The organism is Brucella sp. RRSP16 (genome assembly GCF_052246815.1).
Lineage (GTDB): Bacteria > Pseudomonadota > Alphaproteobacteria > Rhizobiales > Rhizobiaceae > Brucella > Brucella intermedia.
This window is the reverse complement of sequence record NZ_JBQQAM010000005.1, coordinates 210,586-226,989: the sequence shown is the minus strand read 5'-3', so window position 1 is coordinate 226,989 and position 16,404 is coordinate 210,586. Positions and strand designations below refer to the sequence as shown.

The following is a 16,404-nucleotide window of genomic DNA, read 5'->3' as shown; positions in this document are numbered from 1 at the left end:
GGCTCCGGCTAAAAGCATTTCCAGCAAAAGTGCGATACGGTCCTGCGTTGGATAATGCGTGTAAACAAAGAGATAGAGCGGTTCCACGATTCTGTTCTCACTGGAACCGCTCTATCGTTTCGGGATGATGATTTTCGCGGTCAGCCTGAGCCCGAAGATCGCAAAGACGAGCGTGAGCCAGACCGGGTCCATGCGGCGGAAGAAGAAGCTTTCCAGCATGGCGTTCAATGTTCCGAAGAACACGACCATGAGGAAGAAATCGGCAAGCAGCAGGTTTTCCCGCACCGGGCGGCAGCGCGCGTAATTGACCAGCGGCATGACGATGATGACGAAAATGGCGCAGATGAGCGCCGGAATCCCCATCGACAGCGCGATATCGAGATAACCATTGTGCCCATGCACGATGCCGCGCACATCCCAGTCGAGATAATACGGATTGGCGGCCTGTTTCGCGATCGGTGTGCCCCAGAAGCTTTCATAGCCGAAGCCGGTCCAGGGGCGCTGGGACAGCGCTTCCACCGCAAAGGCCCAGATGGAGGTGCGCCCGGTAAAGGTAGGATCGACGTCGAGTTGCAGAACGAGCTGATGCATCGGCTCGAACAGGACCGTGCCGAAGGTAAACAGCGCAAGCAAAAACTGGATCGTGAAGACTGCCACCGGCGCGAGGAAACGGAGGCCGAAAAGACCGGGGGTGATCACGAGCAGCATGGCCAGCGGCACCAGTGCCGCCGTCGTCTTCGATCCGGTCTGCGAGACGAAGACCAATGCGGAGACGGCAATCAGGAATCCGCTCACCCGCCAGCCGCGCCGCCACAGATAGACACCGGCGAAGGAAAAGGCTGCCATGACCGGACCGGCAATGTTCTTGTGCGTGAAGACGCCGCGCCAGAGATAGGCGTTTTGCGGTTCCAGCGCGTCGGCGCCGTGGGTGCCGAGATTTGGCAGAAGCACGACGCCCGCATAGGAAACGACGATGACGATCGAAGCCACAGTGACCAGCATGGCCGAATAGGCGTCGCCGTCCTGCGGCAGGCTGAGGACGGCAATGACCGTCAGAATGCCGATCATCGTCAACAATACGCCGCGTATCGCGGTTGCCGGATCGGGGCTTGCGAAAACCGACGCCAACAGGAAGGCAAACATCAGCAGCCAGCCGGGGCTGACGATTTTGGCCACCTTCTTCGGATCGGCGAACATGGCAAGCGACAGCAGGGACACGGCTCCGAGACAGCCGAAACCGAGCTGGTTGATGGCATCGCCGCCGCCCGACGCATCCCCGCTCGCCGCGGCGCTGAGCGGATTGAAGGGACGGAAGGAAATCAGCAGAATGCAGAATGTTATCGTGGCGATAACGAGCGCAATCGTGCGGACTGTCGCCCGCAGGTTCGCTTGCGCCGCAACATCGGAACGCGCGTCAGTTCTTGTCCGGGTTGCGATATTGCTCATTCAGATATCCAAAATGGGCCATGACGCGGCCCAGCCCGATATGGATGAAATAGGTCCCTACCGGCACGAAGCGCGCCGCGATGCCGCGCCGCAGGGCCTTGATCGGAGAATAAGCCAAAAGAGCGAGACTTTTCAAAAAAACACGCACCTGCCCCAAAGGCTCGTCCTTGCGCTGGCGTTGCTCGATCAGCGTCGACAGGACGCCGTTGCGCAAGCCTCGCGCCGTGATCCAGTCGCTCTCCAGCCGCCGTGCCGGAATAGTCTCCCGCACGATGCCTTCGTTGCACCAGGCAATCGTGAAGCCCTTGGCGCGGGAGCGGTTGATGAAATCGGAATCGCCGCCGCCGGTGAAATTGAATTTCAGGTCCATGAACGGATAGCCGATAGCTTCCAGAACCGGGCGGGCGATCAACAGGTTGCCGGATGAATAGATGATCGGGACCGGCCCGGTCTTGCTGTAGTGCGGCAGGAAAACCGGATGCCGTGCCCATTTTTCCGAACCCGGCTTTTCAAAGATCGGATATTGGGGACCGCCGACGAGGCTGGCATTATAGCGCTCGGCGGTCGCCACCATGTTTTCGATCCAGGCCGGATCGGCGAGTTCGTCATCATCGATGACGATGACATATTTGAAATTTGGGAAATAGGTCGTCGCCGTCAGCCAGCCTGCATTATAGGCATTGCAGTTGCCGCGATGGGATTCCACGATCAGCATGCCGTTATATTTTCCGGCCTCGAACTGTGGTGCCGCAACCTTGGCGCCTTCCCGGTCCTCCGCCTCGTTTTCGATCACCACGACCGCGAAGCGGCGGCTGGTGACCTGGGCATTGAGCGTATCCAGCGTGCGGATGACATGCTCCGGGCGGCGAAATGTCGGCAAGGTCACCACCACCTCTACTTCATCGAAACGAAGTTTAGGTGTTTTAGCAATTACTTGTATATGATCCGGTAATACAGACATTACGCCACCCAATATTTAACGACCCATGTTTTCACCGGGCCTATTCAAAAACAATTAAAGAAAAGTTCACCGCGTGGTTGTAAGCACAGCCTGAAACTATCATAGAGAACGCTGATCCGTAATATGCAGGAGCTGACTTGCCGTCCCCTCACCTTGTTTTCGTAACATCGATTGTTCCGCATGGAATCCCGACTACCGGTTATGAAGTGGCGAATTCGGCTGTGGTCGATGGCCTGCGGCGTTCGGGTGCAAAGGTGACCGTGCTTGGTTTCACATGGCCGGGCGTGAAAGCCGATGCTGCGGATACGGTCGTGCTGGGCGAGGTGGAAGTGCGAACCGAAGGCGCTGGCATCCGGCGCAAGATCGGCTGGGTGGTGAAATCCTTCCTGACGGGCCTGACTGTCTCCTCGGCGAAGTTGCGGGTGATTCCAGCGCAGAAACTGCGCGAGGCCATCGGACGGATCGGCCCTTTCGATGCCTATGTGCTGAACGGGGTGACCCTGCCCGGCGCGTTTGAAGATATTTTCAAGGACAAGCCGTCGCTCTTCGTGGCGCATAATGTGGAATATCGCTCGGCGGAGGAAAATGCCGCCGACGCCCGAAGCTTCATTCAGAAATTCCTGTTCGCCCGCGAGGCGCGCATTCTCAAAGGACTGGAAAGCCGCCTCAGCGGAACGGCGCATTTCGTCTTCACCTTTGCCGAAGATGACGGGCCGGCGCTTGGACTTGGTCCCGACCGGTTCGCGACGATGCCGCTCGTCACGCCGGGCGGAACGCAGGCGGCGCAGCCACGCCCGGCAAGATACGACCTTGCCCTCATCGGCACATGGACATGGCACCCGAACCGCATCGGGCTGGAATGGTTCCTGCGTGAGGTAAAGCCGCATCTTCCCGGCGATATTTCCATCGCGATTGCAGGCAACACACCCGCTGATCTCGTCTCTGCCTGGTCTGGCGTCAACTTCGTCGGCAAGGTGCCGGATGCGACGGAATTCGTGGAAAGCGGGGCGCTTGTTCCGCTCATCAGCCGGGCGGGAACCGGGGTGCAGCTGAAAACCATTGAAACATTCGAGCTGGGCATGCCAAGCGTCGCCACGACGCATTCCGTGCGCGGTATCGGCAATATCCCGGCCAATTGCACCATTGCCGATGACCCGCGAGCCTTCGCGGCGGCAATCATCGAACGGATCGGGAAGGCAAGATCGGGGGACAGCCAGAGACTGGACGGCAAGGCCTTCACCCGGTCACAAATCGAAGGCATGGACCGCGCGGTTGCCCGCGGTCTGCAAGCACTTCGCGGCGAAAATAGAATGACGGACCAGGCATGATGCATACCGAAAATGTAACCTACCGGAACATCCTTGGCGTGAAGGTCGCCTGTTTTGATTGGGACGGCGCCTTCGCCTTCTTCGAGAACCGCATCAATGAAGGCCGGTTCATGAAGCAAGGCTGGCTCAATGCCAACAATTCCAACATTGCGGACGAAACCCCGGATTATCGCGCTGCGTTGCAGGATTTCCTGATCCTGCCCGACGGGGTGGGTGTCGATATTGCCAGCAAGGTCGCCTATGGGAGCAAATTCCCTGCCAATCTCAACGGAACGGACTTCATTCCGGGGCTCTTGCAGCATATGAAACGCCCGCTGAAGGTTGCACTTCTCGGCGGCGGTCCGGGCGTCGCTGCCGACGCCGCGCAGCTTTTCAGGCAGCAGATACCCCACCATGAATATCGCGTTATTTCCGACGGCTTCTTCAAGCCCGCCGACCTCGACGGCATTCTGGCGCAATTGAAGGAATTCCACGCCGACATATTGCTCGTCGCGATGGGCGTCCCGCGCCAGGAACTCTTCATCGACAAGCATATCACCGCGGAGCACTGCACGATAGCGAGCGCGGTCGGCGCGCTGTTCGACCTGCATACGGGGCGCGTGCAGCGCGCGCCGCACTGGATGCGCAAGATCCAGATGGAATGGGCGCACCGGCTGTTGCAGGAACCGCGAAGGCTCGCGAAACGCTATCTCATCGGCAATCCCGTATTCCTGTGGCGCGTCGCCAAAGGCTGGATGAAGGGAGAACCCCGGTGAGAACCGCAATCGTCACGGCCAGCTGGGATCAGGATTTCGAGCGCTGCAGGCTGCTTTGCGAAACCGTGGACAAATATGTCAGCGGTTTCACGAAGCACTACATCCTCGTAGACAGCAAGGATGTCGCCCTGTTTCGCAAGCTCGAAAGCGCGCACCGGGTCATCATCGATGAGCGCGATCTTCTCCCCTCCTGGCTGCATGCCTTCTGGGACCCGACCTATCTTTGGCGCAGGCGGGTTTGGCTTTCGCTCCGGACCAAGCCGCTGCGTGGCTGGCATGTGCAGCAGTTGCGCCGGATCGCGCTTGCCGCTGCCGTGGAGGAAGACGGTTTTCTCTACACGGATTCCGACACGGCCTTTCTGCGCCTCTTCGACTGCGGCACACTCTGGCAAGGTGAACAGCTTCGGCTTTTCGTGCGCCCCAATGCGCTCGCCAATCCCGAATGGCCGGAGCATCCGGTCTGGGCAGCCAATGCAGCGAAACTGCTGGGCATCGAAAACGGCAAAAGCGGGCTTAACGACTATATCGGCCAGCTTGTTTCATGGCGGCGCGACAGTGTGATTTCGATGTGCGAGCGGATCGAAGCCCATACCGGACAGCATTGGGTGGCGGCCCTTGGCAATATAAGACGCTTTTCTGAATGCTTCATCTATGGTCGCTATGTCGATGACGTGCTGCAAGGCTCGGGCCATTTCAGCGACACGCATGATCTCTGCCGGATGCAATGGTTCGCCCCGCCACCGAGCGAAGAGGAATTCCGCACCTTCATCGCAGAAATGGAACCGCATCAGGTTGCCATCGGCATGCAGTCCTTTCTCGGCCTTTCGGTCGACGATATCCGGCGCATTATCGGAGCGTGAACGTCAAATTCGTTTAGCTGGCAAACGGATGCTGGAATAGGTGAAAACCAGCGACAGCAGATAGAGGCCGCCAAACACGATATTGAGCCCCAGAATCCAGTCGTGACTGTCGGCATAGTTCACCAGCAACAGCCAGACGAAGAATGCCTTGGCCGCGGTCATCAGCACCATGCTCAAGGTCCTGAGACCGGACTGGCCGCGCGCATACAGAATTTCGGTCTGGTATTCGATCAGGTTGCGGAAACCGGGTACGAGCAGCACCAGCGGCAACAGGCCCACAATGGGCGCAACGCTTGAACCGAGTGCGTTCGGGAAGATTTGCAGGAACACGACCATCGCGCCGAGACCTGCCACCGAGACGGAGAAGACCGCAAGCTCCAGTCCGGCGCGGATGCGCAAGGAAGACAGCATGTCCGGCGCGCGCATGAGCTTTTGCACCAGCATCATGTTGAAGGAGCGAACCGGCAGGGCAGTAAGGTCCACAAGGCGCATGATGATCGCGTAAAGCCCCGCTGTCGCAGGCCCGCCGACAGTCAAAACGAGAAGCTTGTCCAGCTCGGCCTGGATATAGAACAGCAGTTCGGCGCCCATCACGGCAATCGCATCGGAAAGCCGCCGCATATAAAGTGATGGTCTGAAGCGAAGCCGGATCGACGGGTAAAATCGCAGCGCAGCAAGCAGTGCGACCCCATTTGCAGCCGCATACCACCATGCCCAATGCGCGATATCGTGGGCGCTTGCCAGCCACATGAACAGAAGGGCTGCGACGGCTCGCGTGGCCGTGCCGAAAATCACCAGTCCCGCCGATATGCCGAAGCGGCGCAGGCCGTTATTGACGATGATGACGATTTCCGTCGACCGCCAGAACAGGGCCTCGGCAAACACCACAACGGCAAAGGGCAGGAAGGAAATATCGCGGCTGAAAAAGACGAAGTAAACCAGCCAGGAGGCCAGCGCGAACAGCGGAAGCGACATCAGAATGGCGACGAGAAAGCCCGCCGTATAGATGCCGAGCAGGCGCGGCTTCACTGTCGATATGCGGTAAAGCGGCGAACTGAACCCGAGGGAAACGATGCGCGACAGCACCACGCCCGTGCCTGATGCAGTGGCAAATATGCCGAAATCGCCCGTCGGCAGCGTGTTTGCAAGCGCGATGAAATAGACGAGTGAAACCACCAGCCTGCCAGCGGAGCCGGAAAACAGGGACAGGTAATCGCGCACTATTCCGGCATTATTGCCTGACAGTTTCCGCAGCGCTTTCGCTATCAACAGAGAGCCTCATCCATCGTGGTCTCGTGGTGCGTTCGACCCATTGGAGCGGGGCGAGATAAAGAGATTTAGCTAAAAAGACTTAAACTCTTCTTTGCAAGCTCAAAGAGCAGACAAGCAAAAGCTAAAATAAGAGGGCCGAGCATTTCGCGGCTCAGGCCGACATTATTTTAACTTTTTGTTTTCTATAAAAAATTACATTCGGCCATCAGGTTTGGGGCGAGCGGATTCCGGTTTGGCATGTGCAAGCCCTGTTTTATGGATTTCATGGCGGCGGCGGGCACCGGAAACGGCCGCAACGGCTACAGATACGGACGAATTCGACAATGAGCGATCATGAGGGGCGCAGAAAGGCGGGAGTTGAGAAACCTCTTCTCGCATTTTCCGACGTGCGCCCGGCGGGTCGCCCCACCGGTCGCCCGACTGCTCCCTGTGATAGCGAAGCCGCACCGCCATGGACACCACCCGCCACATCGGATGAACGCGCTGCGTTCTTTCATGAACACGACCATGATGCGCAAGAAACGCCAGAACCCGTTATCGAGGAAGAACTGGACGATGCGGACGTGGCCGAGTTGCAAAAACGCGTGGCGCTCATCGAAGCGGAACTGGAGCGCAAGGTTCAGGAACGCGAACGTCGCAAAATCGCAATCGAGGCTGACGCTCCACCCCCCGAGCCAGCCCGCGAACCCGTCATGCGCGAGCATCCTGTTGCTGACCGCCCGGCCTCGGATGCCGAATGGAAACCGCTGATCGATCCGCGCATCGCCATCGATGTGGTGCGGGGATCGCGCAGGCTCCTGCTGGTCAGCACGATATTGGGCGGTGTGGTCGCCGCGCTCTATGCATTGTCGCTGCCGCAGATGTACGTCGCTTCGACCGATATTCTGGTCGATCCGCGCAACATCAAGACGGTTGGAGACGAACTGACCCCGGGGCAACTCCCGACCGATGCGTCGCTTGCCGTTGCCGAAAGCCAGGCCCGCATCATCGATTCCAGCAGTGTTCTGCTGAAAGTGATCGACAGGACGGACCTGACAAAAGACCCCGAATTCAACGGCACGCTGGTTCCGACCGGCATTGCTGGACTGTTTGCGCAGATCAAGGATATTTTGTCTCCAAAAAAGGCGAGCGACAGCCAGACGCTGCAAACCCGCGTTCTCTATAACCTGCACAAGAGCATCGCCATCGGGCGCGACGCCAAGACCTTCATCTATTCGATCTCGGTGAAAACCCGCGATCCGCAGAAATCAGCCTCGCTTGCGAACACCATCAGCACCGTTTTCCAGAGCGAGCTTGCATCGCTGCAATCCGATGCCGCACGGCGCACTTCGGACGAACTGTCGAACCGGCTTGCAGACATGCGCGCCAATGTCGAACAGGCGGAGCGCGCAGCGGCTGATTTCCGCGCATCGCACGATCTCGTCAATGTCGATGGCAAGCTGATCAGCGATAACGACCTGACGCGGCTCAACGATCAACTGACCAACCAGCGCGCCGAAACCATGCGGCTTCAGGCCCGTGTGCAGGTGCTGAGCAACGCCACTTCCGACAGTGTGGTGACCGGGACTTTGCCCGAAGATTTGCGATCCAACACGCTGACGGCGTTGCGGGCGCAATATGCGCAGGCGCGCCAGACGGCAAGCGGATTGTCCACCCAGCTTGGCCCCCGTCACCCGGCGCTCATTCAGGCGCAGTCGCAGGCGGGCACAGTGCTGAACGACATCGACGCTGAATTGCGGCGCATCCGCTCCTCGCTGCAAGTCGAGGTCTCGCGGTCCGTGCAGCAGGAAAAAGACCTGACCGCGCGTCTGGCGCAGCTCAAGTCACAGCAGGCGAACAATAGCGGCGATCTGGTGAAATTGCGTGAGCTTGAGCGCGAGGCGACCGCGCGCCGCTCCGTCTACGAAGCCTTCCTCCTGCGCTCGCGCGAGACGAACGAACAGGAAGGGCTGAATACCGCCAATGTCAGGGTGTTGTCGGAAGCCCGCCCGCCGCTCGATCCGGCCAGCACATCCCGCAAGCTGATCGTCATCGCCGGGCTGATTGCCGGCTTCCTCGCAGGGCTTGCGATCACAGCCGTCCGCAATTTCGGACGGCTGCTGCGCCTCTAGTGCGGTTCCTGCTAACAGAAACGCCGGAACCGCTCTAACTATTTGTTTTCTCGCATTATCCAACGCGTCGAAGCGGGATAAGAAATCAGTCCAGTGAACTGATTTCCCCCCGTAGACGTTTCACACTTTTGCTGGAAATGCTCTAATCTCTTCCATTTGAAGTATAATCTTATCGATCAACTCATGCCGACTGGCGTGCGTGCACCTCGGCGCGCGGCACTTTGCGCCCGCTGGCGCGCAAGACACCATGTGCGCCGTCCAGATGGCCCGGCTTCAATTCGAGCGCCAGAAAACGGCGCTTTTCATATGGGCCTGGCATGGCAAGCTCGCCGGTCTTTTCAGCGGTAAAGCCGAAGCGCCCGTAATATTCCGGATCGCCCACGAGCAGGATCGCGCCATGGCCAAGGCGCATGGCCTCATCGATGGCATGACGCATCAGGGCCGAACCAATGCCGCAACCGGCGGCGGAAGGTTCGACGGCCAGCGGACCGAGCAGCAAGGCGGGCACGGGAAAACCGAAGGCGTCGAGCCCGGCATGGACATCCCACAGCCGCACGGTGCCTGCGAGCGCTCCGTCTTCGCCAAGTGCGGCAAAGGCCAGCCCCTCTGCGGGCAGGCGACCGCGACGCAGCTTTTCCGATGACTTGCGGCGGCGGCCTTCACCCATCGCGCGATCCAGCAAGGCTTCGCGCGCCAGCACATGCTCCAGCGCCTCGCCCGCGATCGAAAAAGCCGGGGCAACGAGGGTTACGGTGTTTTCCTGAATTTCAAGAGTTGCGTTCATCACATCTATCCCCGCATAGCGGCAGCAGCACACCCCGCCCGACGCCTTGCAGCACCGGGCGGATTGAGAGGATCTTTCAGACTTTCAAAGGTATGATCGAGGTCGGAAAGCGTTCGCGCTTTTCGGGATCGTACCCAGCCCCAAAGATCAGATGACGTAGGATCGGAGCGGTTCGAAGCCGTTGAACGCCACCGCCGAGTAGGTGGTGGTGTATGCGCCCGTGCCTTCGATGAGAATTTCATCACCGATGGTCAGCGAGACCGGCAGCGGATACGGCGTCTTTTCGTAAAGAACGTCCGCACTGTCGCAGGTCGGGCCAGCCAGCACGCATGGTTCGGTTTCGCTGCCGTCATGCGGGGTCACGATCTGGTAGCGGATCGCCTCGTCCATGGTTTCGGCGAGACCGCCGAACTTGCCGATGTCGAGATAGACCCAGCGCACATTGTCGTTGTCCGCCTTGCGCGAGACCAGAACCACTTCGGTCTTGATCACGCCTGCATTGCCGACCATGCCGCGGCCCGGTTCAATGATGGTTTCCGGGATGCGGTTGCCGAAATGCTTGGACAGCGCGTCGAAGATCGCCATGCCATAGGCCTGCGCGGTCGGCACGTCCTTGAGGTAACGGGTCGGGAAACCGCCGCCCATATTGACCATGCGCAGCACGATGCCTTCATCGGCAAGGGTGCGGAACACCTTGGCCGCATCGCCGAGCGCACGGTCCCATGCGGTGAGGTCCGTCTGCTGAGAGCCGACGTGGAACGACACACCATAGGAATCGAGACCCAGCGACTTTGCATGGCGCAGAACGTCGATGGCCATCGCAGGCACGCAACCGAACTTGCGCGACAGCGGCCATTCGGCGCCTTCACCGTCCGTCAGCACGCGGCAGAACACGCGGCTGCCGGGGGCGGCGCGCGCAACCTTCTCGACTTCTTCCACGCAATCGACCGCGTAAAGGCGAATGCCCAGCTCGAAAGCGCGCGCAATATCGCGCTCCTTCTTGATGGTGTTGCCATAGGAAATGCAGTTCGCCGTCGCGCCGGCTTCCAGCGCCATTTCGATTTCGGCGACCGAAGCGGTATCGAAGCACGAGCCGAGCGAAGCGAGCAGGCGCAGGATTTCCGGCGCAGGATTTGCCTTCACCGCATAGAAGATGCGCGAATAGGGTAAAGCCTTCTCGAAGCTCAAATAGTTGTCGCGCACGACGTCGGTATCGACGACGAGGCAAGGACCGTCCGGACGGCGGGTGTTGAGGAAGTCGATAATACGCTGCGTTGCCATGGTCGTTCTCCCGCGCGGTTGTCTTCACCGCTTTCAAAGGGACAAAGTGTGCATGAACGCATCCGCCGTGAAGCCAGCCTTTGGAGGTGCTGATGTCACGCGAAAACTCATGCGGCGATGGAACAACGCTAAACCCGCGTTACTCCGCTTTGTCTGCCTTGGATTGGAATTGGAGAACCGCATCCGCACTTCTGGCAATGAAGGTGTGCCTCTTCAGTAATTTCGGCTTTTGGACAGCCGAAAGACACTAGAAAGGCCCGCACCGTCGTTGCTTCAAGATGTCCTCGATCTGGCGGTTGGCCATCAGATCGACTGGAGCGGTTAGGTCCAGGTACCGTACCGAATTCCTCACCATTCGAGGATCGGCGGACACCCACAGGCACGTGCGACTTTGGGCAAGCGCGATATAAGCGCAAAGTCGTGTCCATTCAATGACAAAAAATTCGTTGAGCGAATTTATTTTTGGCAGGATCGCTGTGCGCTGCACGCTTGCCATTGTTCAATATTAGTGAAACATTCAACAGGCAAATCCGTCTCGAAAGAGCGTAAATATCCCGTTAATTGTTGCATGTTGTGAACAATGGCCAGTTTCGATCCCTTCAACGCCATCATTGCAAAAGCTGAAAAGCCGCCCGTTCACGCATTGGAAGGGCCGCTTGAAGGCGAACGGCTCGCCGTAAAAGACATTTATGACGTTGCCGGAATGGTGACGGGATGCGGCAATCCGCAGATCGAGGCCGAATCACCGCGCGCCGAAAGATCGGCTCCGGTGGTGGTAAGGCTGCTCGCCGCCGGGGCGGAATTGGTCGGCAAGGCACAGACCGACGAACTTGCCTTTTCCCTGATGGGGCAGAATTCGCATTTCCCCTATCCGATCAATCCGGCAGCGCCGGACCGCGTTACCGGCGGCTCATCCTCCGGCTCGGCGGCGGCCGTTGCAGGCAAGCTCGCCGACATTGCGCTCGGTTCGGATACGGGCGGCTCCATTCGCGCTCCTGCCAGCTTCTGCGGTCTCGTGGGCTTACGCAGCACCCACGGCCGCATTCCGCTCAAGGGCATCATGCCGCTTGCGCCCTCGCTCGACACGATCGGATGGTTTGCGCGCGACATAGAGCTTTATGACCGGGTTGGCGCCATCCTGCTTGGCGACGACGCTCGAGAATTCACTCTGACGAAGCTTCTTTATATGCCGGTTCTCGAACAGCTTTTGCTGGGCGAGGCCGAAACGGACGCCTATCGCGCCATGTTTGCCGAAGTGCGCCCGCACTTTACGAGCCTCAAGGCGGCAAGCCAGCCGACGCTTTCAATAGATGAACTCTATCTGGTCTTCCGTCACATTCAGGGGGCGGAAGCCTGGGCGACGCATGGTGGCTGGATTTCGTCGGGTGACCGCAAGCTGGGGCCCGGCGTCGCGGACCGTTTTGCCTTCGGCGCGGAAATCGCCGCTGATCTCGTTGCCAGCCAGCGCGTGCGCCGGGCGCAATTCACGCAGGAACTTGAGAAGATCATCGGGAACGACGCCGTGCTGGCGCTGCCGACCGTACCGGGTGCGGCTCCGCTCGCAAAGGAACCTTTCGAGACCTTGCAGGCCTATCGCGAGCAGGCATTGCGCCTGCTCTGCCTTTCGGTGCTTTCCGGCCTGCCGCAAATCACATTACCCCTGGGGCAGGTGCAGGGCGCACCTTTCGGCATTTCTTTCATAGGACCACGCGGCAGCGACCGGGCGCTGATCGGGCTGGCCAGAAACATCATCGGGAAGCGGGGCTAGACCATGGACACCCTCACACGTATGCGCGCCTTCATCGACGTGGTCGAGGCGGAAGGCTTTTCCGCCGCAGCGCGAAAAATCGGGCGTTCCAAGGCACTCCTTTCCAAATATGTGCGCGAGCTGGAAGACGAGCTTGGAGCGCGTCTTCTCAACCGCACCACGCGGCAATTCTCGCTGACCGAAGCGGGCCACACCTATTATCACCGCGCGGTCGAAATCATCCGCGAGATCGACGCGCTGCAGGATGCCGTCAGCGAAACCAGTTCCGATGCGCGCGGGCGCATCAAGCTGTCGGCCCCGCGCACCTTCGCCGATGCCGTCATCGGCCAGTCCCTGATCGATTTCTGCCTCGCCCATCCCGAAATCGTGCTCGACGTACGGCTGGATGATCGGTTTGTCGATCTGGTGGAAGAAGGCTTCGACCTTGCGATCCGCATCACGCGCTTGCAGGACTCTTCCCTCATCGCAAAGCGATTGTCGCCGTTCCACTCCGTCCTGTGCGGCGCGCCGGAACTGATCGCCCGTGTCGGCAAACCGGAGCGCCCCGAAGACCTGGCCGACCGGCCCTGCATCATCGACACCAATGCGCGCTCGCGCAACAACTGGCATTTCCGCAATACGGATGGATCGATGATGACGGTTCCCGTCAACGGCCCGATTGAAGTGAACAGCCCCGTCGCCACAAAGAACGCCGCACTCGCCGGTCTGGGCTTTTCCATGCTGCCCGCCTTCATCGCCGAAGAAGAAATCGAGCGCGGCAGGCTGGTCTCCTGTCTGGACGAATTTATCGTGAAGGATGGCGGCATCTACGCTGTTTATCCGCATCGGCGCTATTTGCCGGCAAAAATCCGGGCGCTGGTCGATTTTCTGACCCAATGGTTCAAGGACAGGGAAAACAACTCCAGGGAAATGCAGTAAAGCATTCCTGTCTGCCTTCTCCCGAACCCGGTCAAACTTTCGGGAAACATGCTCTGGATTTTCCAGAGACGTCGCACTTTCGCCGCCTTCGGGCATAAGCGTGTTCTAATGGAATTTTCGATGGTGGTTTCATCCTTGTTCAAGCGCGGTTTCATCCGGCCTGCAGCAATCGCGTTGCTGGCGGGCTGTTTGCCCACGGTTGCACTTGCCCACCCGCATGTCTTCGCCGAGGCGCGGCTGGAACTCTCCATATCGCCCGACGGCACGGTACAGCAGCTTGCCCATGTCTGGCGTTTCGATGATGTTTTTTCCTCCACCGTCCTCATGGAATTCGACAAGAATGGCGATCTCAAGCTCGACAAACAGGAGTTGATCGACCTTGGCCATGTCATCAATGGCTCCATTGCCGAATTCAAATATTTCCAGACTGTTCTGGACAATGGCAAGGATGTGAAAATGGCCAGGCCGACCGATCTTGCCGCCGATTTCACGGACAATCGCCTGCTCATCATCTTCACCAGCAAGCCCGAAAAACCGTTGAAGCTTGCCGCGGGCCACAAGATCAGCTTCGGCGTCTATGACCCGACCTTCTATACCGCCATCGATTACATGAATGACAGCGACCTGGTCGTGAAGGGCCTGCCCGCAAGCTGCACATCCAAGGTTGTCCGTCCTGATCCGGACGAGGCGCTTGCCCAGAACCAGGCGACACTAACCGATGCCTTTTTCAACGATCCGACAGGCACGGACATGTCGAAGATATTTGCAACCCGTCTCGAGATAGACTGCGAACCGAAAGGAAAGACTGGCTGATGAGAAAAGCGGCAGCCTTCGTTCTGGCCCTCTGCCTTACGATGATCGTTGCGCAAGCCTATGCGCAGTCCTCGCTTGGTATCGGCGCGAATGAGGTGGCGATGAAGCCGACTGGGCCTTTCGCGCATATCATCCTCTGGATGAACGAACAGCAGCGCTCTTTCTATCTCCCCATGACCAACGCTCTGAAAGCCATGCGCGAAGACCCATGGCAGGCTTCGGTTCTCGTGGGACTTTCCTTCGTTTATGGCATTTTTCATGCGGCTGGACCGGGCCACGGCAAGGCGGTGATCTCGTCCTATATGATCGCCAATGAAACGGCGCTGCGGCGCGGTATCTTCCTTTCGTTCATTTCGTCGCTTTTACAGGCACTCATGGCGATTGCCGTCGTCGGCCTCGCATGGTTCCTGCTGCGCGGCACCGGCATCTCGATGAACCAGACAGCGCGCTACATGGAGATCGCCAGTTTTGCGCTTGTGCTGTTTTTCGGCCTTTGGCTGCTGGCGCGCAAGCTGCCGCTGCTTTTCAGGAAGCGCGAGGATGCAGGCCCCGGCCCGACCGCATCGCTCTTTGCCGCCACGCCCGAGCCCGCAATGGCTTCCGGCCCGGCATGGCAGGGCACGGTTTCGCAAGCCACGCGCGCGGCTGCGACCGGCAGCGCGGTCAAGCTCAATTACAAGCCCGCAACCGCTGCTGCATCGGATCATATCTTCATCGGTGAAGGGGACGTGTGCGCCGCATGCGGCATTGCCCATATTGCCGATCCTTCGACGCTTGGCGACGATTTCAACTGGAAGACGGCATGGTCGGCGATTTTGTCGGTGGGCCTGCGCCCATGCTCGGGCGCGCTGATCGTGCTGACATTTGCGCTTTTGAATGGCTTGATGATTGGCGGTCTGCTTTCGGTCTTCGCCATGGCCTTCGGCACGTTCATCACGGTGGCAGTTCTTGCCACGCTGGCCGTCACCGCCAAGAACACCGCGCTGCGCTTTGCGAGCAGCAAGGCCATGTCGGGTCGCCTGAAGGCGGCAATCGAGGTGGCCGCCGCCCTGTTCATCGCCCTGACCGGTGCGCTGTTGTTGAGCGCTTCGCTGGTGAGTTAGAGCGCGTTTCGATCTGAGTGAATCAGATCGGCGCTCTATCTCTTTGTTTTGACGCGCGTCTTTTCCGAAAACCGTTTCACACTTTTCGGGATGCGCTCTAATCTTTATTTTGCCGCTTCGAGCGCAGCCAGAAAATTGCGAAGAAGCCCAGAACGAAGACAATCGGGAAGATGATCGCCGCGATTTGTGAGCGCTCGCCCAGCGCCAGCATGATGCTGGGCACGAAATAGGCAAGCACCCCGAAGCCGATCAGGATGACGGCGGCGGCAATTGCCGGATTGCTCTTCTTGCGCTCAGCCACGGTCACGAAACTCCTCCAGCTTCTTCTTCTGCTGACCGTCACTATCAAAGTTTTCCGGTGCAAGCCATGCCTGATAGGCTTTCTTCAAGGCAGGCCATTCGCTGTCGAGAATGGAAAACCACGCCGTATCGCGGTTTCGGCCCTTGGCCACCATATGCTGGCGGAATACACCCTCGAACTGAAACCCGAAACGCTCGGCGGCACGCTTGGAAGGCCCATTTTCATTGTGGCACTTCCATTCGTAGCGGCGGTAGCCAAGCTCATCGAAAATATACTGCATGAACAGGAACTGCGCTTCCGTGGCGGCGGGTTTCCGCGAAATCTGCGGCCCCCAATAGATGCTGCCTATCTCGATGACGCCATGGACAGGATCTATGCGCATCAGCGCCTGCCGCCCCGCCACCTTGCCGCTCGCCTTGTCGATGACGGCGAAAAACAGCGGATCGTCGCTTTTTGACGCCTTTTCCAGCCATGGCTCGAATTCTTCGCGCGTTGCAGGCGGAAACTCGAACAGCCAGGTAAAGCGCCGGTCAACATCCTCCACCGAGGAAGCGGCAAACAGTTCGTCACCATGCTTCCCGGGGTTCAGCGGTTCCAGCCGCACATAGCGGCCTTCAAGCACTTTGCGTTCCGGCTGTGGACGCGGCGTCCAGTTCTGCAAATCAGTCATGCCAATTCTCCCATTCGACCGGACAGGAGCATA

Annotated in this window: 15 protein-coding genes; 8 read left to right on the top strand and 7 right to left on the bottom strand. The window is 59.1% G+C overall.

Annotated elements, in window-relative coordinates:
* Positions 1-111: 111 nt before the first annotated feature.
* Together ACS5UA_RS10290 and ACS5UA_RS10285 are read right to left on the bottom strand one after the other, a co-directional pair.
* Entirely contained in the window at positions 112-1,446 is a 1,335-nt protein-coding gene (locus ACS5UA_RS10290; RefSeq protein ID WP_443101297.1) for an O-antigen ligase family protein, read from the bottom strand.
* Positions 1,415-2,407, bottom strand: a complete 993-nt coding sequence (locus tag ACS5UA_RS10285; RefSeq protein ID WP_006471419.1) for a glycosyltransferase family 2 protein — start codon at positions 2,405-2,407, stop codon at positions 1,415-1,417. The genes ACS5UA_RS10290 and ACS5UA_RS10285 overlap by 32 nt, the downstream gene beginning before the upstream one ends.
* Before the next feature lie 137 nt (positions 2,408-2,544).
* Between ACS5UA_RS10285 and ACS5UA_RS10280 the strand changes: the two genes are divergently transcribed.
* The 3 genes from ACS5UA_RS10280 to ACS5UA_RS10270 are packed head-to-tail and all read left to right on the top strand — an operon-like array spanning position 2,545 to position 5,350.
* Entirely contained in the window at positions 2,545-3,735 is a 1,191-nt protein-coding gene (locus ACS5UA_RS10280; protein WP_112700798.1) for a glycosyltransferase family 4 protein, read from the top strand.
* Entirely contained in the window at positions 3,732-4,490 is a 759-nt protein-coding gene (locus ACS5UA_RS10275) for a WecB/TagA/CpsF family glycosyltransferase (protein ID WP_112700797.1), read from the top strand. Before ACS5UA_RS10280 ends, ACS5UA_RS10275 begins: the two co-directional genes overlap by 4 nt.
* Positions 4,487-5,350: a DUF6492 family protein gene (locus ACS5UA_RS10270; protein WP_241084270.1), complete on the top strand. Its 864-nt coding sequence runs from the start codon at positions 4,487-4,489 to the stop codon at positions 5,348-5,350. The genes ACS5UA_RS10275 and ACS5UA_RS10270 overlap by 4 nt, the downstream gene beginning before the upstream one ends.
* Positions 5,351-5,353: 3 nt before the next feature.
* On the opposite strand, the gene ACS5UA_RS10265 is transcribed toward ACS5UA_RS10270, so the two are convergent.
* Positions 5,354-6,619, bottom strand: a complete 1,266-nt coding sequence (locus ACS5UA_RS10265) for a lipopolysaccharide biosynthesis protein (protein ID WP_112700795.1) — start codon at positions 6,617-6,619, stop codon at positions 5,354-5,356.
* Between the two features lie 326 nt (positions 6,620-6,945).
* Here ACS5UA_RS10265 and ACS5UA_RS10260 point away from each other — a divergent pair, with 326 nt between their 5' ends.
* Entirely contained in the window at positions 6,946-8,733 is a 1,788-nt protein-coding gene (locus ACS5UA_RS10260; RefSeq protein WP_112700794.1) for a GumC family protein, read from the top strand.
* Between the two features lie 181 nt (positions 8,734-8,914).
* Here ACS5UA_RS10260 and ACS5UA_RS10255 read toward each other — a convergent pair whose 3' ends face one another.
* Complete coding sequence (locus ACS5UA_RS10255; RefSeq protein WP_112701813.1) at positions 8,915-9,517, bottom strand: GNAT family N-acetyltransferase; 603 nt, start codon at positions 9,515-9,517, stop codon at positions 8,915-8,917.
* Between the two features lie 147 nt (positions 9,518-9,664).
* Entirely contained in the window at positions 9,665-10,798 is a 1,134-nt protein-coding gene (gene odc2 / locus ACS5UA_RS10250) for an ornithine/lysine decarboxylase (RefSeq protein WP_443101296.1), read from the bottom strand.
* A gap of 580 nt (positions 10,799-11,378) precedes the next feature.
* Between odc2 and ACS5UA_RS10245 the strand changes: the two genes are divergently transcribed.
* From ACS5UA_RS10245 to ACS5UA_RS10230, 4 genes are all read left to right on the top strand, one after another.
* On the top strand, positions 11,379-12,566 hold the full coding sequence (locus ACS5UA_RS10245) for an amidase (protein WP_443101295.1): 1,188 nt from the start codon (positions 11,379-11,381) through the stop codon (positions 12,564-12,566).
* Between the two features lie 3 nt (positions 12,567-12,569).
* A complete protein-coding gene (locus tag ACS5UA_RS10240) occupies positions 12,570-13,484 on the top strand; it encodes a LysR family transcriptional regulator (RefSeq protein ID WP_006469450.1) in 915 nt (304 codons plus the stop codon).
* A gap of 108 nt (positions 13,485-13,592) precedes the next feature.
* A complete protein-coding gene (locus tag ACS5UA_RS10235; protein ID WP_443101294.1) occupies positions 13,593-14,297 on the top strand; it encodes a DUF1007 family protein in 705 nt (234 codons plus the stop codon).
* Positions 14,297-15,400 carry a nickel/cobalt transporter gene (locus ACS5UA_RS10230; RefSeq protein ID WP_443101293.1) on the top strand — a complete coding sequence of 368 codons (1,104 nt, stop codon included), beginning with the start codon at positions 14,297-14,299 and terminating at the stop codon, positions 15,398-15,400. Before ACS5UA_RS10235 ends, ACS5UA_RS10230 begins: the two co-directional genes overlap by 1 nt.
* Positions 15,401-15,497: 97 nt before the next feature.
* Here the strand turns inward: ACS5UA_RS10230 and ACS5UA_RS10225 are convergent, their stop codons facing one another.
* Both ACS5UA_RS10225 and ACS5UA_RS10220 read right to left on the bottom strand, forming a co-directional pair.
* The gene (locus tag ACS5UA_RS10225) at positions 15,498-15,707 is read right to left on the bottom strand and encodes a hypothetical protein (protein ID WP_006469453.1); all 210 of its coding nucleotides are present in this window, start codon (positions 15,705-15,707) and stop codon (positions 15,498-15,500) included.
* Positions 15,694-16,371, bottom strand: a complete 678-nt coding sequence (locus ACS5UA_RS10220; protein ID WP_112701810.1) for a GNAT family N-acetyltransferase — start codon at positions 16,369-16,371, stop codon at positions 15,694-15,696. The genes ACS5UA_RS10225 and ACS5UA_RS10220 overlap by 14 nt, the downstream gene beginning before the upstream one ends.
* Positions 16,372-16,404: the final 33 nt, after the last annotated feature.

Bases quoted from the DNA above. Each gene is read 5' to 3' on its own strand.
- ACS5UA_RS10290 (WP_443101297.1), bottom strand. From the start codon at position 1,446: ATGAGCAATATCGCAACCCGGACAAGAACTGACGCGCGTTCCGATGTT.
- ACS5UA_RS10285 (WP_006471419.1), bottom strand. From the start codon at position 2,407: ATGTCTGTATTACCGGATCATATACAAGTAATTGCTAAAACACCTAAA.
- ACS5UA_RS10275 (WP_112700797.1), top strand. From the start codon at position 3,732: ATGATGCATACCGAAAATGTAACCTACCGGAACATCCTTGGCGTGAAG.
- ACS5UA_RS10260 (WP_112700794.1), top strand. From the start codon at position 6,946: ATGAGCGATCATGAGGGGCGCAGAAAGGCGGGAGTTGAGAAACCTCTT.
- ACS5UA_RS10255 (WP_112701813.1), bottom strand. From the start codon at position 9,517: ATGAACGCAACTCTTGAAATTCAGGAAAACACCGTAACCCTCGTTGCC.
- odc2 (WP_443101296.1), bottom strand. From the start codon at position 10,798: ATGGCAACGCAGCGTATTATCGACTTCCTCAACACCCGCCGTCCGGAC.
- ACS5UA_RS10245 (WP_443101295.1), top strand. From the start codon at position 11,379: ATGGCCAGTTTCGATCCCTTCAACGCCATCATTGCAAAAGCTGAAAAG.
- ACS5UA_RS10240 (WP_006469450.1), top strand. From the start codon at position 12,570: ATGGACACCCTCACACGTATGCGCGCCTTCATCGACGTGGTCGAGGCG.
- ACS5UA_RS10235 (WP_443101294.1), top strand. From the start codon at position 13,593: ATGGAATTTTCGATGGTGGTTTCATCCTTGTTCAAGCGCGGTTTCATC.
- ACS5UA_RS10230 (WP_443101293.1), top strand. From the start codon at position 14,297: ATGAGAAAAGCGGCAGCCTTCGTTCTGGCCCTCTGCCTTACGATGATC.
- ACS5UA_RS10220 (WP_112701810.1), bottom strand. From the start codon at position 16,371: ATGACTGATTTGCAGAACTGGACGCCGCGTCCACAGCCGGAACGCAAA.